The 16,299-nt window shown below is 56.3% G+C and carries 23 protein-coding genes; 1 reads left to right on the forward strand and 22 read right to left on the reverse strand.

Going from position 1 to position 16,299, the window contains the following annotated elements; genetic code table 11:
• Positions 1-61 precede the first annotated feature (61 nt).
• A complete protein-coding gene (locus tag ACW55A_RS20745) occupies positions 62-625 on the reverse strand; it encodes a single-stranded DNA-binding protein (RefSeq protein WP_002555458.1) in 564 nt (187 codons plus the stop codon).
• Positions 626-634: 9 nt separating this feature from the next.
• The gene (locus tag ACW55A_RS20750; protein ID WP_455809328.1) at positions 635-2,029 is read right to left on the reverse strand and encodes an MFS transporter; all 1,395 of its coding nucleotides are present in this window, start codon (positions 2,027-2,029) and stop codon (positions 635-637) included.
• Positions 2,030-2,158: 129 nt separating this feature from the next.
• Between ACW55A_RS20750 and uvrA the strand changes: the two genes are divergently transcribed.
• Positions 2,159-4,993, forward strand: a complete 2,835-nt coding sequence (uvrA, locus tag ACW55A_RS20755) for an excinuclease ABC subunit UvrA (RefSeq protein ID WP_024663199.1) — start codon at positions 2,159-2,161, stop codon at positions 4,991-4,993.
• 94 nt (positions 4,994-5,087) lie between these two features.
• Here the strand turns inward: uvrA and bfr are convergent, their stop codons facing one another.
• The 20 genes from bfr to rpsQ form a co-directional block, all read right to left on the reverse strand.
• On the reverse strand, positions 5,088-5,552 hold the full coding sequence (gene bfr / locus ACW55A_RS20760) for a bacterioferritin (protein WP_003317095.1): 465 nt from the start codon (positions 5,550-5,552) through the stop codon (positions 5,088-5,090).
• A gap of 154 nt (positions 5,553-5,706) precedes the next feature.
• Positions 5,707-7,152, reverse strand: a complete 1,446-nt coding sequence (locus tag ACW55A_RS20765) for a catalase (protein WP_096104919.1) — start codon at positions 7,150-7,152, stop codon at positions 5,707-5,709.
• Positions 7,153-7,319: 167 nt separating this feature from the next.
• Positions 7,320-7,706, reverse strand: coding sequence for a 50S ribosomal protein L17 (rplQ, locus tag ACW55A_RS20770; protein WP_002555463.1), 387 nt, complete (start codon positions 7,704-7,706; stop codon positions 7,320-7,322).
• A 41-nt stretch (positions 7,707-7,747) separates the two neighbouring features.
• Positions 7,748-8,749, reverse strand: a complete 1,002-nt coding sequence (locus tag ACW55A_RS20775) for a DNA-directed RNA polymerase subunit alpha (RefSeq protein ID WP_002555464.1) — start codon at positions 8,747-8,749, stop codon at positions 7,748-7,750.
• 22 nt (positions 8,750-8,771) lie between these two features.
• Positions 8,772-9,392, reverse strand: a complete 621-nt coding sequence (gene rpsD, locus ACW55A_RS20780) for a 30S ribosomal protein S4 (RefSeq protein WP_498811515.1) — start codon at positions 9,390-9,392, stop codon at positions 8,772-8,774.
• 18 nt (positions 9,393-9,410) lie between these two features.
• Complete coding sequence (rpsK, locus tag ACW55A_RS20785) at positions 9,411-9,800, reverse strand: 30S ribosomal protein S11 (protein ID WP_002555466.1); 390 nt, start codon at positions 9,798-9,800, stop codon at positions 9,411-9,413.
• 30 nt (positions 9,801-9,830) lie between these two features.
• Positions 9,831-10,187: a 30S ribosomal protein S13 gene (gene rpsM / locus ACW55A_RS20790; RefSeq protein ID WP_002555467.1), complete on the reverse strand. Its 357-nt coding sequence runs from the start codon at positions 10,185-10,187 to the stop codon at positions 9,831-9,833.
• Positions 10,188-10,317: 130 nt separating this feature from the next.
• Positions 10,318-10,434 carry a 50S ribosomal protein L36 gene (gene rpmJ, locus ACW55A_RS20795; protein ID WP_002555468.1) on the reverse strand — a complete coding sequence of 39 codons (117 nt, stop codon included), beginning with the start codon at positions 10,432-10,434 and terminating at the stop codon, positions 10,318-10,320.
• Between the two features lie 28 nt (positions 10,435-10,462).
• The gene (gene secY / locus ACW55A_RS20800) at positions 10,463-11,755 is read right to left on the reverse strand and encodes a preprotein translocase subunit SecY (protein ID WP_499097078.1); all 1,293 of its coding nucleotides are present in this window, start codon (positions 11,753-11,755) and stop codon (positions 10,463-10,465) included.
• A 42-nt stretch (positions 11,756-11,797) separates the two neighbouring features.
• Entirely contained in the window at positions 11,798-12,232 is a 435-nt protein-coding gene (gene rplO, locus ACW55A_RS20805; protein ID WP_002555470.1) for a 50S ribosomal protein L15, read from the reverse strand.
• A gap of 3 nt (positions 12,233-12,235) precedes the next feature.
• Positions 12,236-12,412 carry a 50S ribosomal protein L30 gene (gene rpmD / locus ACW55A_RS20810; protein WP_002555471.1) on the reverse strand — a complete coding sequence of 59 codons (177 nt, stop codon included), beginning with the start codon at positions 12,410-12,412 and terminating at the stop codon, positions 12,236-12,238.
• 2 nt (positions 12,413-12,414) lie between these two features.
• On the reverse strand, positions 12,415-12,915 hold the full coding sequence (gene rpsE, locus ACW55A_RS20815; RefSeq protein WP_005614279.1) for a 30S ribosomal protein S5: 501 nt from the start codon (positions 12,913-12,915) through the stop codon (positions 12,415-12,417).
• 3 nt (positions 12,916-12,918) lie between these two features.
• Positions 12,919-13,269 (reverse strand): 50S ribosomal protein L18, encoded by a 351-nt coding sequence (rplR, locus tag ACW55A_RS20820; RefSeq protein WP_002555473.1) that lies wholly within the window; start codon positions 13,267-13,269, stop codon positions 12,919-12,921.
• Positions 13,270-13,279: 10 nt separating this feature from the next.
• On the reverse strand, positions 13,280-13,813 hold the full coding sequence (rplF, locus tag ACW55A_RS20825; protein WP_003369019.1) for a 50S ribosomal protein L6: 534 nt from the start codon (positions 13,811-13,813) through the stop codon (positions 13,280-13,282).
• Positions 13,814-13,826: 13 nt separating this feature from the next.
• On the reverse strand, positions 13,827-14,219 hold the full coding sequence (rpsH, locus tag ACW55A_RS20830) for a 30S ribosomal protein S8 (RefSeq protein WP_002555475.1): 393 nt from the start codon (positions 14,217-14,219) through the stop codon (positions 13,827-13,829).
• Positions 14,220-14,433: 214 nt separating this feature from the next.
• Entirely contained in the window at positions 14,434-14,739 is a 306-nt protein-coding gene (gene rpsN / locus ACW55A_RS20835; protein WP_002555476.1) for a 30S ribosomal protein S14, read from the reverse strand.
• Positions 14,740-14,752: 13 nt separating this feature from the next.
• Positions 14,753-15,292: a 50S ribosomal protein L5 gene (gene rplE, locus ACW55A_RS20840; protein WP_002555477.1), complete on the reverse strand. Its 540-nt coding sequence runs from the start codon at positions 15,290-15,292 to the stop codon at positions 14,753-14,755.
• Between the two features lie 20 nt (positions 15,293-15,312).
• The gene (gene rplX, locus ACW55A_RS20845) at positions 15,313-15,627 is read right to left on the reverse strand and encodes a 50S ribosomal protein L24 (protein ID WP_003317102.1); all 315 of its coding nucleotides are present in this window, start codon (positions 15,625-15,627) and stop codon (positions 15,313-15,315) included.
• Positions 15,628-15,638: 11 nt separating this feature from the next.
• Complete coding sequence (gene rplN / locus ACW55A_RS20850) at positions 15,639-16,007, reverse strand: 50S ribosomal protein L14 (protein WP_002555479.1); 369 nt, start codon at positions 16,005-16,007, stop codon at positions 15,639-15,641.
• A gap of 23 nt (positions 16,008-16,030) precedes the next feature.
• Positions 16,031-16,297, reverse strand: a complete 267-nt coding sequence (gene rpsQ / locus ACW55A_RS20855; protein WP_002555480.1) for a 30S ribosomal protein S17 — start codon at positions 16,295-16,297, stop codon at positions 16,031-16,033.
• Positions 16,298-16,299 lie beyond the last annotated feature (2 nt).

Raw genomic sequence — 16,299 nt, forward strand, 5'->3', positions numbered from 1 at the left:
CGAAGCCCCCGATAAAAGGGGGCTCCGGCTCTGGACCTGAACAGCAGGTTCCGGCTACATCCTAGAACGGAATATCATCATCGAAGCTGTCGAAGTCAGCAGCTGGCTGCGGCGCTTGTTGTTGCGGCGCTGGGCGCGAGTCGCGTTGTGGCGGCTGCTGGTTGTAGTTCTGCTGAGGTGCGGACTGCTGCGGCGCCGATTGTTGTGGGCGCGACTGCTGTGGACGAGGTGCGGACTGGTTGTAGTTGCCGCCGCCCTGACCTTGTTGGGAGTCGCCCTGAGGACGGCCGCCCAGCAGTTGCATGGTGCCCTGCATGTCGACAACGATTTCAGTGGTGTAGCGCTTGATGCCGTCTTTTTCCCACTCGCGGGTCTGCAGCTTGCCTTCGATGTACACCTGCGAACCCTTGCGCAGGTATTCGCCAGCGATTTCAGCGACTTTGCCGAACATCGATACACGGTGCCATTCGGTCTTTTCGACTTTCTGACCGGACTGCTTGTCAGTCCACTGTTCGCTGGTTGCCAGACTCAGGTTGGTCACGGCGTTACCGTTAGGCAAGTAGCGAACTTCGGGATCCTGGCCGCATGTACCGACCAATATGACTTTGTTAACCCCACGGGCCATAACGTTCTCCTAGGCTTCGCACGCTTCTGACGCTGGATTGACCAGCTTTTCGAGAGAGGTACGATCCAATAATTTTGTGTCGAGTTTTATGTAGATGGCTGCCTCTTCCGCAACCACCACTGCATCTGTCACGCCTGCTACGGACATCAAGCGCTCTGCCAGGCCTGCTTCACGCTGCGCCTGCGGCGACAACGGCAGACGTAGGCTGGTCACGTAAGGCGGTTCTCGCATGGTCACTGCGAAGGCGAGCCAGACGGCGGCCATGGCTGCACCACCCAGGAACACCACATCGAGCCCACCGTGCTGGAACAACCAGCCGCCCAGTATCCCACCTGCGGCCGATCCAAGAAACTGGCTGGTGGAATAAACTCCCATTGCCGTGCCTTTTCCGCCGGCCGGTGAAACCTTGCTGATCAACGACGGCAATGACGCTTCCAGCAGGTTGAACGCAGTGAAGAATACCACTGTCCCGATGACCAGTGCCCGCAACGTGTCCCCGTACGCCCAGAAGAATAGCTCAGCCAGCATCAAAACTGTGACGGCGCCCAGCAGAACGCGCTTCATTTGACGTTTCTTCTCGCCATAGATGATGAACGGGATCATCGCGAAGAAGGAAACCAGCAAGGCGGTCAGGTACACCCACCAGTGTTGTTCCTTGGGCAAACCGGCTTTTTCGACCAGCGCCAGCGGCAAGGCCACGAAGCTGGACATGAGCATCGCATGCAACACGAAGATACCCAAATCCAAGCGCAGCAGGTCCGGATGACGCAACGTCGCCACCAGTGCCTGTTTGGCGACGCCGGATTCGCGGTGCATTAATGGCCCGCTGGCCTTGGGCACCACGTAGGCAACGATGAGAACACCTATCAAGGCCATGCCGCCAGTGGCCAGGAACAACCCGGAAAGACCGAACATGCCGGTGATGACCGGGCCGACGACCATGGCGATGGCGAACGACAGGCCGATGGTCATGCCGATCATGGCCATGGCCTTGGTGCGGTGCTGTTCGCGGGTCAGGTCGGAGAGCAGCGCCATGACCGCCGCGGAAATAGCGCCCGCCCCCTGCAGGATACGTCCGGCAATGATTCCCCAGATCGAATCCGCGTTCGCCGCCACCACGCTGCCGATCGCAAAGATGATCAGGCCGAAATAAATGACCGGTCGCCGGCCGATACGGTCGGAAATGATCCCGAACGGTATCTGCAACACCGCCTGGGTCAGGCCGTAGGCGCCAATCGCCAGACCGATCAGTGCAGGGCTCGCGCCTGCCAGGTCCATGCCGTAGGTTGCCAGAACCGGCAAAACCATGAACATGCCAAGCATGCGGAACGCGAACACCAGGGCCAGACCGCCTGCTGCGCGGGTCTCGCCGCTACTCATACGCTCGCTGTGGGTATCGTGCATGGAATAACCTCGTGTGAACCGGCGGCGATTCTACCAGTCCCATCGTTGTACAGCACATACGCGACGCTTTGCCGCGTAATGGCTCGGAGCCTTATACTCCGTCGTTTATGCCCGCCAAGCGAGGCCGCAGTGGACAAGATCCTGATACGTGGGGCACGAACCCACAACCTGAAAAATATTGACCTGACACTTCCCCGCGACAAACTGATCGTTATCACCGGGCTCTCCGGCTCAGGCAAGTCTTCGCTGGCTTTCGATACGCTGTACGCCGAAGGGCAACGCCGCTATGTCGAATCGCTGTCGGCCTATGCCCGCCAGTTTCTGTCGATGATGGAAAAACCGGACGTCGACACGATCGAAGGTCTGTCGCCGGCGATTTCCATCGAGCAGAAGTCTACATCGCACAATCCGCGCTCGACCGTGGGTACGATCACCGAAATCTACGACTACCTGCGTCTTTTGTATGCGCGCGTCGGCCAGCCTCGCTGCCCCGACCACGATATCCCGCTCGAAGCCCAGACGGTCAGCCAGATGGTCGACCTGGTGCTGACCCAGCCGGAAGGCAGCAAATTGATGCTGCTTGCGCCCGTTATCCGCGAGCGCAAGGGTGAGCATCTTTCGGTTTTTGAAGAGCTGCGCGCGCAGGGCTTTGTCCGGGCGCGAGTCAACGGCAAGCTGTGCGAGCTGGATGAGCTGCCGAAGCTGGACAAGCAAAAGAAGCACTCGATCGACGTGGTCGTTGACCGTTTCAAGGTCCGCGCCGACCTGCAGCAGCGTCTGGCCGAGTCCTTTGAAACAGCCCTGAAGCTGGCCGACGGTATCGCCCTGGTTGCGCCAATGGACGACGAGCCGGGCGAGGAAGTGATCTTCTCCGCCCGCTTCGCCTGCCCTATCTGTGGCCATGCGATCAGCGAACTGGAACCGAAGCTGTTCTCTTTCAACAACCCGGCTGGCGCCTGCCCGACCTGTGACGGCCTGGGCGTGAAACAGTTCTTCGATATCAAGCGGCTGGTGAATGCCGAACTGACGCTTGCCGAAGGCGCGATACGAGGCTGGGACAGGCGTAACGTCTATTACTTCCAGATGCTCGGCTCGCTCTCCAAACACTATGGCTTCAGCCTGGAAATGCCCTTCAAGCAGATCCCGGCCGACATGCAGAAGATTCTGCTCAACGGCAGCGGCTCGCAGAGTGTCGATTTCCGCTACCTGAATGACCGTGGCGATATCGTCAAGCGTGCGCACCCGTTCGAAGGCATCGTGCCGAATCTGGAACGTCGCTATCGGGAAACCGAATCGGCCACAGTCCGCGAAGAGCTCGCCAAATTTCTGGGCACGCAGCCCTGCCCTGACTGCCGAGGCACTCGTCTGCGTCGTGAAGCGCGCCACGTGTGGGTGGGTGAAAAGACTCTGCCTGCAGTCACCAATCTGCCGATTGGCGACGCTACGCATTACTTCGAAACCCTCAAGCTGACCGGACGGCGTGGCGAGATCGCCGACAAGATTCTCAAGGAAATTCGTGAGCGTCTGCAGTTTCTGGTCAACGTGGGCCTGGACTATCTGACCCTGGATCGTAGCGCGGACACCCTGTCCGGCGGCGAAGCACAGCGTATTCGTCTGGCCAGCCAGATCGGCGCGGGCCTGGTCGGGGTGATGTACATCCTCGATGAGCCGTCCATCGGTCTGCACCAGCGCGACAACGATCGTTTGCTGGGCACGCTCAAGCATCTGCGCGACATCGGTAATACGGTGATTGTGGTCGAGCACGATGAAGATGCGATTCGCCTGGCCGACTACGTGGTCGACATCGGTCCGGGGGCCGGCGTGCATGGTGGTCATATCGTTGCCGAAGGTACGCCGGACGAAGTGATGTCGCATCCCGATTCGCTGACCGGCAAATACCTGTCGGGCCGCGTGAAGATTGCCGTTCCTGCCAAGCGCACCCCGCGTAACAAAAAGCTCTCGCTAACCCTCAAGGGCGCGCGTGGCAACAACCTGCAAAACGTCAATCTCGAAATCCCTATCGGTCTGTTGACCTGCGTGACGGGGGTTTCCGGATCGGGCAAGTCGACGCTGATCAACAACACGCTATTCCCGCTTAGTGCTACAGCACTGAACGGCGCCACCACGCTGGAAGCGGCTACGCACGACAGCATCAATGGTCTGCAGCATCTGGACAAGGTGGTGGACATCGACCAGAGCCCTATCGGTCGTACGCCGCGTTCCAACCCGGCGACCTACACCGGGCTGTTCACGCCGATTCGCGAACTGTTCGCCGGGGTTCCGGAATCACGCTCGCGGGGCTACGGTCCGGGGCGGTTCTCGTTCAACGTCAAGGGCGGCCGCTGCGAGGCGTGCCAGGGCGACGGACTGATCAAGGTCGAGATGCACTTTTTGCCGGACATCTACGTGCCCTGCGATGTGTGCAAGAGCAAGCGTTACAACCGTGAAACGCTTGAGATCAAGTACAAGGGCAAGAACGTCCACGAAGTGCTGGAGATGACCATTGAGGAAGCGCGTGAGTTCTTCGATGCCGTTCCGGCACTGGCGCGCAAGCTGCAAACCCTGATGGATGTCGGACTTTCCTATATCAAGCTGGGGCAATCGGCGACGACCTTGTCAGGCGGTGAGGCGCAACGGGTCAAGCTGTCACGTGAGCTGTCCAAGCGCGACACCGGCAAGACGCTGTACATCCTCGACGAGCCGACCACAGGCCTGCACTTCGCGGATATTCAGCAGTTGCTGGATGTATTGCATCGCTTGCGCGACCACGGCAATACCGTGGTGGTGATCGAACACAACCTGGACGTGATCAAGACGGCCGACTGGCTGGTGGATCTGGGTCCGGAAGGTGGTTCGAGAGGTGGGCAGATCATTGCAACGGGCACGCCTGAACAGGTCGCCGAGATGGAACAGTCCTACACTGGCCACTACCTGAAACCTCTGTTGACCAGAGACAAGGCCTGACGCTAGCGATGAAAACGGGGTCGGCGTCAGTCGAACCCGGATACAAAAAAGCTCCTGTCACGCAAGTGCAGGAGCTTTTTCATGAGCGGCTGAATCAGAACTGCGATTGCAGGTAGTTCTGCAGGCCGATGGACTTGATCAGCCCCATCTGCTGTTCGAGCCAGTAGGTATGGTCTTCTTCCGTATCAGCCAACTGTACGCGCAGGATTTCGCGGGTCACGTAGTCGCTGTGCAGCTCACAGAGCTCGATACCCTTGCACAGGGCAGCACGTACCTTGTATTCGAGACGCAGATCGCTGGCGAGCATCTCAGGCACTGTGGTGCCGACGTCGAGGTCGTCAGGGCGCATGCGCGGCGTGCCTTCGAGCATGAGGATACGACGCATCAGCGCATCAGCGTGTTGCGCCTCTTCTTCCATCTCATGATTGATACGCTCGTAGAGCTTCGAAAAGCCCCAGTCTTCGTACATACGTGAGTGAACGAAATATTGGTCACGAGCTGCCAGTTCGCCCGTGAGCAACGTGTTGAGATAATCGATTACTTCCGGGTGGCCTTGCATCGCACCAGACTCCTGCTTCAAAGGCGCTAGTTTGAACCAAGCGTCGCGCGAGGTCACTTAGAAAAACGCAATAAACCGACGAAAAGTGGCGAAATTACGCCGTTAAGAAGCGAAAAACCGCCCAAATGAGGGCGGTTCTGTTTCTCACTTCGACTCAGCCCAGTTTTATGCCCAATGCGTTTGCGATGCCTTCTCCGTAAGCAGGGTCGGCTTTGTGGAAATGCTGCAACTGACGCTGAACCACGTCACTGGAAACGCCTGCCATTGCCCCGGCAATGTTGCCGATCAACAGCGCTTTCTGATCAGCGCTCATCAGGTTGAACAACTTGCCTGCCTGACTGTAGTAATCACCGTCTACCCGATGATCATGGCGATCTGCGGCACCGCTCAGAGACAGCGCAGGCTCTGCGTAGCGCGGATCTTCTTTCGGCGCATCCGAATAGCTGTTCGGTTCATAGTTTGGCGCCGCACCACCATTGGTGCCGAAGGCCATCGCCCCGTCACGTTGATAGCTGTGTACAGGACTCTTGGGGGCATTGATCGGCAACTGCTGGTGATTGGTACCCACGCGGTAGCGATGCGCATCGGCGTAGGCAAATACGCGCCCTTGCAGCATACGGTCTGGCGAAAGGCCAACGCCTGGCACCATATTGCTCGGGCCGAACGCGGCCTGCTCGACTTCGGCAAAGTAGTTGAGAGGGTTACGGTTCAACTCCAGCTCGCCGACCTCGATCAGCGGGTATTCTTTCTGCGACCAGGTCTTGGTCACGTCGAACGGGTTCTCGTGATGATTCGCAGCCTGAGCCTCGGTCATCAACTGAATGCACACCTGCCACTTGGGGAAGTCGCCCTTCTCGATGGCAGTGAACAGATCGCGCTGAGCGTAATCGGGATCAGTACCGGCAATCCGCGCAGCGTCTGCGGGTGCCAGGTTCTTGATCCCTTGGCGGGTCTTGTAATGCCACTTCACCCAATGGCGCTCGCCTGCAGCACTAATGAGGCTATAGGTGTGGCTGCCGAAGCCGTGCATGTGACGGTAGCCGTCCGGAATGCCACGATCAGAGAACAGAATGGTGACCTGGTGCAGCGCCTCAGGCGAGTGCGACCAGAAATCCCACATCATCTGAGGACTTTTCAGATTGGTCTGCGGCAGGCGCTTCTGAGTGTGAATGAAATCAGGGAATTTCAGAGGGTCACGGATAAAGAACACCGGCGTGTTGTTGCCCACGATGTCCCAGTTACCTTCCTCGGTGTAAAACTTGATCGCAAAGCCGCGCGGGTCACGCTCGGTGTCAGCCGAACCACGCTCTCCGCCTACGGTGGAGAAGCGCAGGAAAATCGGTGTCTGCTTGCCCACCGTGTCGAACAGCCTGGCGCTGGTGTACTGGCTGATGTCGCGGGTCACGGTAAATGTGCCATGAGCACCCGATCCCTTGGCATGCACGCGACGCTCCGGGATGTTCTCACGGTTGAAGTGGGCAAGCTTTTCTATCAGATGGAAATCATCAAGCAGTAGAGGACCACGTGGGCCTGCCGAACGGGAGTTCTGATTGTCTGCGACTGGGGCACCGCTGGCGGTCGTAAGGGTCTTCTGGCTCATCTACATCTTCCTCTGGTGTGTATAGCCGGCTGATCGGCTTGAGAGGAAGTATTGCCGAAAGCTATTGAAGCGTCGAATTCATTAAATCATGACTATCGATAGCAATTCTTAATTCCGGAAAACAAAAAACCGGGCACTAGGCCCGGTTTCATGTTCAAACTGATGTCTTATTCAGCAGCTTCTACAGAGCCACCGACAGGACGATCAACCAGCTCGACGTACGCCATTGGCGCGTTGTCGCCAGCGCGGAAACCGCACTTGAGGATGCGCAGGTAGCCGCCCTGACGGGTTGCATAGCGCTTGCCCAGATCGTTGAACAGTTTGCCGACGATTTCTTTCGAACGAGTACGGTCGAAAGCCAGACGACGGTTGGCAACGCTGTCTTCCTTGGCCAGGGTGATCAGCGGCTCGGCAACGCGGCGCAGTTCCTTGGCTTTCGGCAGGGTAGTTTTGATCAGCTCGTGCTCGAACAGCGACACCGCCATGTTTTGGAACATGGCTTTGCGGTGAGAGCTGGTACGGCTCAGGTGACGTCCACTTTTACGATGACGCATGGTTCATTCCTTACCAAACTCGCGTTCGGTGATTACGACGATCAGGCCGTAGCCTTGTCGTCCTTCTTAAGACTTGCCGGCGGCCAGTTGTCGAGGCGCATGCCGAGGGAGAGACCACGAGAAGCCAGAACGTCCTTGATCTCGGTCAAGGATTTCTTGCCCAGGTTCGGAGTCTTCAACAGCTCTACTTCGGTGCGCTGAATCAGATCACCGATGTAGTAGATGTTCTCCGCCTTAAGGCAGTTGGCCGAACGCACGGTCAGTTCCAAATCGTCAACCGGACGAAGCAGGATCGGATCGATCTCGTCTTCCTGTTCGATTACCACTGGTTCGCTGTCGCCTTTGAGGTCCACGAACGCAGCCAACTGCTGTTGCAGGATGGTTGCAGCGCGACGGATAGCCTCTTCAGGGTCCAGAGTACCGTTGGTTTCCAGATCAATAACCAGCTTGTCCAGGTTAGTACGCTGCTCGACACGGGCGTTTTCCACCACGTATGCGATACGGCGAACCGGGCTGAACGAAGAGTCAAGCTGCAAGCGACCAATGCTGCGGCTTTCGTCTTCATCGCTTTGACGCGAGTCTGCCGGCTCATAACCACGACCACGAGCTACGGTGAGCTTCATGTTCAAGACGCCGTTAGACGCCAGGTTAGCGATTACGTGATCGGGGTTAACGATCTCGACATCATGATCCAGCTGAATATCGGCAGCGGTAACCACCCCCGAACCCTTCTTCGACAAGGTCAGCGTAACTTCGTCTCGACCGTGCAGCTTGATAGCCAGACCTTTAAGGTTCAACAGGATTTCAATGACGTCTTCCTGTACACCTTCGATGGCGCTGTACTCATGGAGTACACCGTCAATCTCGGCCTCGACTACTGCACAGCCGGGCATGGAGGACAACAAAATGCGGCGAAGCGCGTTGCCCAGGGTATGGCCGAAACCACGCTCGAGAGGCTCGAGAGTGATTTTGGCGCGGGTTGGACTGACAACCTGCACATCAATGTGGCGGGGTGTCAGGAACTCATTTACCGAAATCTGCATGGATGCACCTATTTTCTAGCCCTTACTTGGAGTAGAGCTCGACAATCAGGCTTTCGTTGATGTCGGCGGATAGATCACTGCGAGCTGGAACGTTCTTGAAAACGCCCGATTTCTTCTCAGTGTCTACTTCTACCCATTCTACGCGGCCACGTTGGGCACACAGATCGAGAGCCTGGACAATACGCAGCTGATTCTTAGCTTTTTCGCGGATAGCAACAACGTCGCCAGCACGAACCTGATAAGAAGGAACGTTAACGGTTTTGCCGTTTACGCTGACCGACTTGTGCGAAACCAATTGACGGGATTCGGCACGCGTCGAGCCGAAGCCCATGCGGTATACAACGTTGTCCAGACGGCATTCGAGCAGTTGCAGCAGGTTCTCGCCTGTTGCACCTTTCTTGCCGGCGGCTTCTTTGTAGTAGCCGCTGAACTGACGCTCGAGAACGCCGTAGATACGACGGACTTTTTGCTTTTCACGCAGCTGAGTACCGTAATCGGACTGGCGACCACGACGCTGGCCGTGGATACCTGGAGCTGCTTCGATGTTGCACTTGGATTCGATAGCGCGAACGCCGCTCTTCAGAAAGAGATCGGCGCCTTCACGACGAGCAAGTTTGCATTTTGGACCAATGTAACGAGCCATTTCTTACAGTCTCCTGGATTACACGCGGCGCTTCTTCGGCGGACGGCACCCGTTGTGCGGGATTGGCGTCACGTCGGTGATGCTGGCGATCTTATAGCCACAGCCGTTCAATGCACGGACAGCGGATTCACGACCTGGGCCTGGACCCTTGACATTGACGTCGAGGTTCTTCAGACCGTACTCCAGCGCAGCTTGACCAGCACGTTCAGCAGCTACTTGAGCAGCAAACGGGGTGGACTTGCGCGAACCACGGAAACCCGAACCGCCGGAGGTAGCCCACGAAAGAGCGTTACCTTGACGATCGGTAATGGTGACGATTGTGTTGTTAAACGACGCGTGGATGTGGGCGATGCCATCAACCACTGTCTTTTTAACTTTTTTACGAGGACGAGCAGCAGGTTTTGCCATGACTAAATTCCTGTCGTTGCGCTGGTGCGATTACTTGCGGATCGGCTTACGCGGACCTTTGCGAGTACGCGCGTTGGTCTTGGTACGCTGACCGCGCACTGGAAGACCACGACGATGACGCAGACCGCGGTAGCAGCCCAGGTCCATCAAGCGCTTGATTTTCATGTTGATTTCGCGACGCAGGTCACCTTCAGTGGTGAACTTCGCCACTTCGCCACGCAGCTGTTCAATCTGCTCGTCGCTCAGATCTTTGATTTTCACCGCCGGATTTACGCCGGTGGTTGCACAAATTTTCTGTGCGGTGGTGCGACCAACACCATAGATGTAGGTCAACGAGATAACAGTATGCTTGTTATCTGGAATGTTAACGCCTGCAATACGGGCCATTCAGTGGGACTCCAATTGACAGCTACCTACGCCCCGGAAGCCAAGAAATAGGGCGCGAGATAATATCGCTGTAGTAACAAATAATCAACCCAGCAGCGCACTAGCTGCTGGGCTTAAGCACAAATCACAATCAGCCTTGGCGCTGCTTATGACGTGGTTCCGCGCTGCAAATTACTCGAACCACACCTTCGCGGCGGATAATCTTGCAGTTACGGCACAGCTTTTTCACCGATGCACGAACTTTCATCACCAACTCCTCGAACCTTAGGGGTGCTTCAGCGCAGCATACCGCCGCTGCCACCGTAGCCCTTCAGGTTGGCTTTCTTCATCAGGGATTCATACTGGTGCGAAACGAGGTGAGATTGCACTTGCGACATAAAGTCCATCACAACCACGACCACGATCAGCAACGAGGTCCCGCCAAGGTAGAACGGTACGTTTGCCGCGACCACCAGGAACTGGGGAAGCAGACACACGGCCGTCATATATAGAGCACCGAACATGGTCAAGCGAGTCAAAACGCCATCAATATAGCGTGCCGACTGCTCGCCTGGACGAATACCCGGAATAAAGGCACCGGACTTCTTCAGGTTTTCCGCTACGTCTTTCGGATTGAACATCAACGCCGTATAGAAGAAGCAGAAGAAAATAATCCCTGCACTAAACAGCAGAATATTCAACGGCTGACCAGGAGCGATCGACTGCGAGATGTCCTGCAACCAGCCCAGACCTTCAGACTGACCGAACCAGGACCCCAACGAAGCCGGGAACAGCAAAATGCTGCTCGCGAAAATGGCCGGTATTACACCAGCCATGTTCACTTTCAGCGGCAAGTGGCTGGTCTGCGCAGCGAAGACCTTGCGGCCCTGCTGACGCTTGGCGTAGTGAACAGCGATACGACGCTGACCACGCTCAATGAACACCACAAAACCGATGATCGCTACCGCCAGCAAACCGATTGCAACCAGAGCGAAGATATTGATATCACCCTGACGTGCAGACTCGAAAGACTGCCCTATTGCTCTCGGAAGACCGGCGACGATACCTGCGAAAATCAACATCGAGATACCGTTGCCGACACCGCGCTCGGTGATCTGCTCGCCCAGCCACATCATGAACATCGCACCTGCCACGAAGGTAGTTACGGCCACAAAGTGGAAACCCAGGTCCCCAGAAAACGCGACGCCCTGACTCGCCAGACCAACGGACATGCCGATAGCTTGGACCAGAGCCAGGACAACGGTGCCATAGCGGGTGTACTGGCTTATCTTGCGACGGCCAGCTTCACCTTCCTTCTTCAACTGCTCCAGCTGCGGGCTCACGGCGGTCATCAGCTGCATGATGATCGATGCCGAAATGTACGGCATGATCCCCAGTGCAAAGATGCTCATCCGTTCCAGCGCGCCGCCGGAAAACATGTTGAACAAGCTAAGAATGGTCCCCTCATTCTGTCGAAACAGTTCTGCGAGTCGGTCCGGGTTGATACCTGGAACCGGGATGTGTGCGCCTATTCGGTAGACGATAATCGCCAGGAACAGAAAACGCAGACGAGCCCAGAGTTCAGACATACCGCCTTTGCCGAGCGCTGAGAGAGCACCTTGCTTAGCCATTTATTCCTCGAACTTGCCGCCAGCTGCTTCGATAGCCGCACGCGCACCTTTGGTGGCGGCGATACCCTTGATAGTGACAGCGCGAGTAACTTCGCCCGACAGCATGATTTTCACACGCTGAACGTTCTGGTTAATCACGTTGGCATCTTTCAGGGACTGCACAGTTACGATGTCGCCTTCCACTTTAGCCAGCTCGGACAGACGCACTTCTGCGCGGTCCATTGCCTTCAGGGAAACGAAACCGAATTTTGGCAGGCGACGATGCAGCGGCTGTTGGCCGCCCTCAAAGCCCGGAGCAATAGTGCCACCGGAGCGGGAGCTTTGACCTTTGTGGCCACGGCCACCGGTCTTGCCCAAACCACTACCGATACCACGGCCCGGACGATGCTTTTCGCGACGGGAACCCGGCGCTGGACTCAGATCATTGAGTTTCATCGATTAACCCTCGACTCGCAGCATGTAGTAAGCCTTGTTGATCATCCCGCGATTTTCGGGAGTATCCAGGACTTCTACAGTGTGACCGATGCGACGCAGACCCAAACCCTTAATGCACAATCTGTGATTAGGGATGCGGCCGGTCATGCTTTTGATCAGCGTTACTTTAACGGTAGCCATGATCAGATGATCTCCTCAACACGCTTGCCACGTTTGGCAGCGATCGACTCAGGAGACTGCATGCCCTTCAAACCCTTGAACGTAGCGTGAACCACGTTTACCGGGTTAGTCGAACCGTAGCACTTGGCCAATACGTTCTGGACACCAGCAACTTCCAACACTGCGCGCATTGCGCCGCCAGCGATGATACCGGTACCTTCAGAAGCAGGCTGCATGTACACCTTGGAGGCGCCATGAGCAGACTTCATCGCGTACTGCAGGGTAGCGCCGTTCAGATCAACCTGAATCATGTTGCGACGAGCAGCTTCCATCGCTTTCTGGATTGCAGCAGGCACTTCACGTGACTTGCCACGGCCGAAGCCAACGCGCCCTTTACCATCACCCACTACGGTCAACGCAGTAAAAGTGAAGATACGGCCGCCTTTTACGGTTTTGGCCACGCGGTTAACTTGAACCAGCTTCTCGATGTAGCCTTCGTCGCGTTTTTGGTCGTGATTTGACATAACTTAGAACTCCAGCCCGCCTTCACGAGCAGCATCAGCCAGCGCTTTGACACGGCCGTGGTACTTGAAGCCAGAACGGTCGAAAGCGACTTGCGATACACCCGCGGCTTTCGCGCGCTCGGCGACCAGCTTGCCAACCTTAGTGGCCGCGTCGATGTTGCCAGTGGCGCCATCACGCAGTTCTTTGTCCAAAGTCGAGGCGCTTGCCAGGACTTTGCTGCCGTCGGCCGAGATGACCTGGGCATAAATGTGCTGCGAAGAGCGGTGCACGCAGAGACGCACGACTTCCAGCTCGTGCATTTTCAGGCGTGCTTTGCGAGCGCGACGCAGTCGGGTAACTTTTTTGACGGTCATTTGCTATGCCCTACTTCTTCTTGGCTTCTTTACGGCGGACGACTTCGTCCGCGTAACGCACACCTTTGCCTTTGTAAGGCTCAGGACGGCGGAAGTCGCGGATCTCAGCGGCCACTTGACCAACCAACTGCTTATCGATACCACGAATCAGGATATCGGTCTGGCTGGGGGTCTCAGCGGTGATGCCATTCGGCAATTCATAGTCCACCGGGTGCGAGAAGCCAAGTGCAAGGTTCAGGACCGTGCCTTTTGCTTGCGCCTTGTAACCAACACCGACCAGCTGGAGCTTACGCTCGAAGCCTTGGCTTACGCCCTGGACCATGTTGTTAACCAGTGCACGAGTGGTGCCTGCCATTGCGCGGGTTTGTTGATCGCCATTGCGAGCAGCGAAACGCAGCTCACCAGCTTCTTCAACAATCTCAACGGACGAATGGATGTTCAGTTCCAGAGTGCCCTTGGCACCCTTCACCGAAAGCTGCTGGCCGACGAGTTTGACTTCGACGCCGGATGGCAACTTAACGGGGTTCTTAGCTACGCGTGACATGCTTATCCCCCCCTTAGAACACAGTGCAAAGCACTTCGCCACCGACACCGGCAGCGCGCGCAGCACGATCCGTCATCACACCTTTACTGGTGGAGACGATAGACACACCAAGACCGCCACGAACTTTCGGCAGATCATCGGAGGACTTGTACTGACGCAAGCCTGGGCGGCTGACGCGCTTAACCTCTTCAATGACCGGACGGCCTTCGAAGTACTTAAGCTCGATGGACAGCGAGGATTTAACTTCGCTGCTGATCTGATAACCCGCAATGTAGCCTTCGTCCTTCAGGACTTTTGCTACAGCAACCTTCAACGTGGAAGATGGCATGCTTACGACGGGCTTTTCAGCCATCTGGGCATTACGGATACGAGTTAGCATGTCCGCTAACGGGTCCTGCATACTCATGGGCTAGACGCTCCTAAAACAAAATAATTAGCCTTGCGGCTACAGCTTGATCGCCGAGAACTTCCGGGCAAGTAAAAACACGGGCTCAGGCGAGCCGGCAATTCTAGTCCTACGCCGGAAATGAATCAAGCCCCAATAGGGGCTTGATTCAAATTCAGGCTTCATGCCGACCGGTGACTTGCGCAACCGGCTGGCACGAAGCGAGAGGTGCGCCTTACCAGCTGGCTTTGACCAGACCTGGTACGTCGCCACGCATGGCTGCTTCACGCAGTTTGTTACGGCCGAGGCCGAACTTGCGGTAAACGCCATGTGGACGACCAGTGATGCGGCAACGGTTACGCATGCGCGCAGCGCTTGCGTCACGTGGTTGCTTCTGCAGGGCTACGGTAGCTTCCCAACGCGCTTCTGGACTTGCGTTCAGATCAACGATGATTGCTTTCAGCTCTGCACGCTTCTTGGCGTACTTGGCAACGGTGAGCTGACGCTTCAACTCACGGTTTTTCATGCTCTTCTTGGCCATTTTCCTACTCCAATCAGTTGCGGAACGGGAATTTGAAAGCACGCAGCAATGCGCGACCTTCATCATCGTTCTTGGCAGTGGTGGTCAGGGTAATGTCCAGACCGCGGAGAGCATCGATCTTGTCGTAGTCGATTTCCGGGAAGATGATCTGCTCTTTTACGCCCATGCTGTAGTTACCACGACCATCGAAGGACTTGGCATTCAGGCCGCGGAAGTCGCGAACCCGAGGCAGGGAGATCGACAGCAGACGATCTAGGAATTCGTACATACGATCGCGGCGCAGAGTCACTTTGACACCGATCGGCCAACCTTCACGGACTTTAAAGCCAGCGATGGATTTCCGAGCGTAAGTCACAACGACTTTTTGACCGGTGATCTTTTCCAGGTCAGCAACAGCGTGCTCGATGACTTTTTTGTCGCCGATCGCTTCGCCCAGACCCATGTTCAGGGTGATTTTGGTAACGCGCGGAACTTCCATCACGTTCGAAAGCTTAAGTTCTTCCTTAAGTTTCGGAGCGATTTCCTTCCGGTAAATCTCTTTTAGTCGTGCCATGGTCTTCTACCTAGCAGTGTTCAAGCATCAACCGCTTTTTGGGTCGACTTGAAGACACGAATTTTCTTGCCGTCTTCAACTTTGAAACCAACGCGGTCAGCCTTGTTGGTTGCGCCGTTGAAAATGGCGACGTTGGAAGCGTGCATTGGCGCTTCTTTCTCGACGATACCGCCCTGTACGCCCGACATCGGGTTTGGCTTGGTATGACGCTTCACCAGGTTGATCCCACCAACGACCAAACGGTCGTCAGCGAGAACCTTGAGCACCTTACCGCGCTTACCTTTGTCTTTGCCGGCGATCACGATGATCTCGTCGTCACGACGAATCTTTTGCATGTCGGATCTCCTTAGAGCACTTCTGGGGCGAGCGAGACGATCTTCATGAACTTCTCAGTACGAAGTTCACGGGTCACTGGCCCAAAGATACGGGTACCGATCGGCTCTTGCTTGTTGTTCAACAGAACAGCAGCGTTGCCATCGAAGCGGATGATGGAGCCGTCTGCACGACGAACACCGTGGCGAGTGCGGACTACAACTGCAGTCATCACTTGGCCTTTTTTCACCTTGCCGCGAGGAATTGCTTCCTTGACGGTTACTTTGATGATGTCACCGATACCAGCGTAACGACGATGGGAGCCACCCAGCACCTTGATGCACATAACGCGGCGTGCGCCGCTGTTATCGGCCACATCGAGCATGGATTGAGTCTGAATCATATAATTTCTCCGACCCCTAGCCCTTAGACTTCCACAGCGCGTTCGAGGATATCAACCAATGCCCAAGACTTGGTCTTGGCTACCGGACGAGTTTCACGAATAGTGACCTTGTCGCCGATATGGCATTGATTGGTTTCGTCGTGCGCGTGCAGCTTAGTCGAACGCTTAACGTATTTACCGTAGATCGGGTGCTTTACGCGACGCTCGATCAGAACGGTGATGGTCTTGTCCATCTTGTCGCTGACAACACGGCCAGTCAGCGTACGGACAGTTTTTTCGGCTTCAGCCATGA

This window comes from Plantibacter cousiniae (nom. nud.) (genome assembly GCF_977070315.1).

Excerpts from the sequence above, each read along its gene's own strand:
- rplO (WP_002555470.1), bottom strand. The coding sequence starts at position 12,232 with ATGAAACTCAATGATCTGAGTCCAGCGCCGGGTTCCCGTCGCGAAAAG.
- ACW55A_RS20745 (WP_002555458.1), bottom strand. The coding sequence starts at position 625 with ATGGCCCGTGGGGTTAACAAAGTCATATTGGTCGGTACATGCGGCCAG.
- rpmJ (WP_002555468.1), bottom strand. The coding sequence starts at position 10,434 with ATGAAAGTTCGTGCATCGGTGAAAAAGCTGTGCCGTAACTGCAAGATT.
- rpsD (WP_498811515.1), bottom strand. The coding sequence starts at position 9,392 with ATGGCTCGTTACATTGGTCCAAAATGCAAACTTGCTCGTCGTGAAGGC.
- rpsM (WP_002555467.1), bottom strand. The coding sequence starts at position 10,187 with ATGGCCCGTATTGCAGGCGTTAACATTCCAGATAACAAGCATACTGTT.
- rpsH (WP_002555475.1), bottom strand. The coding sequence starts at position 14,219 with ATGAGTATGCAGGACCCGTTAGCGGACATGCTAACTCGTATCCGTAAT.
- rplQ (WP_002555463.1), bottom strand. The coding sequence starts at position 7,706 with ATGCGTCATCGTAAAAGTGGACGTCACCTGAGCCGTACCAGCTCTCAC.
- rplN (WP_002555479.1), bottom strand. The coding sequence starts at position 16,007 with ATGATTCAGACTCAATCCATGCTCGATGTGGCCGATAACAGCGGCGCA.
- rplE (WP_002555477.1), bottom strand. The coding sequence starts at position 15,292 with ATGGCACGACTAAAAGAGATTTACCGGAAGGAAATCGCTCCGAAACTT.
- rpsK (WP_002555466.1), bottom strand. The coding sequence starts at position 9,800 with ATGGCAAAACCTGCTGCTCGTCCTCGTAAAAAAGTTAAAAAGACAGTG.
- rpsQ (WP_002555480.1), bottom strand. The coding sequence starts at position 16,297 with ATGGCTGAAGCCGAAAAAACTGTCCGTACGCTGACTGGCCGTGTTGTC.
- rpsN (WP_002555476.1), bottom strand. The coding sequence starts at position 14,739 with ATGGCCAAGAAGAGCATGAAAAACCGTGAGTTGAAGCGTCAGCTCACC.
- rpsE (WP_005614279.1), bottom strand. The coding sequence starts at position 12,915 with ATGTCAAATCACGACCAAAAACGCGACGAAGGCTACATCGAGAAGCTG.
- rplF (WP_003369019.1), bottom strand. The coding sequence starts at position 13,813 with ATGTCACGCGTAGCTAAGAACCCCGTTAAGTTGCCATCCGGCGTCGAA.
- ACW55A_RS20765 (WP_096104919.1), bottom strand. The coding sequence starts at position 7,152 with ATGAGCCAGAAGACCCTTACGACCGCCAGCGGTGCCCCAGTCGCAGAC.
- rpmD (WP_002555471.1), bottom strand. The coding sequence starts at position 12,412 with ATGGCTACCGTTAAAGTAACGCTGATCAAAAGCATGACCGGCCGCATC.
- ACW55A_RS20775 (WP_002555464.1), bottom strand. The coding sequence starts at position 8,749 with ATGCAGATTTCGGTAAATGAGTTCCTGACACCCCGCCACATTGATGTG.
- bfr (WP_003317095.1), bottom strand. The coding sequence starts at position 5,552 with ATGCAAGGCCACCCGGAAGTAATCGATTATCTCAACACGTTGCTCACG.
- rplR (WP_002555473.1), bottom strand. The coding sequence starts at position 13,269 with ATGACCGTCAAAAAAGTTACCCGACTGCGTCGCGCTCGCAAAGCACGC.
- secY (WP_499097078.1), bottom strand. The coding sequence starts at position 11,755 with ATGTCTGAACTCTGGGCTCGTCTGCGTTTTCTGTTCCTGGCGATTATC.
- rplX (WP_003317102.1), bottom strand. The coding sequence starts at position 15,627 with ATGCAAAAGATTCGTCGTGACGACGAGATCATCGTGATCGCCGGCAAA.
- ACW55A_RS20750 (WP_455809328.1), bottom strand. The coding sequence starts at position 2,029 with ATGCACGATACCCACAGCGAGCGTATGAGTAGCGGCGAGACCCGCGCA.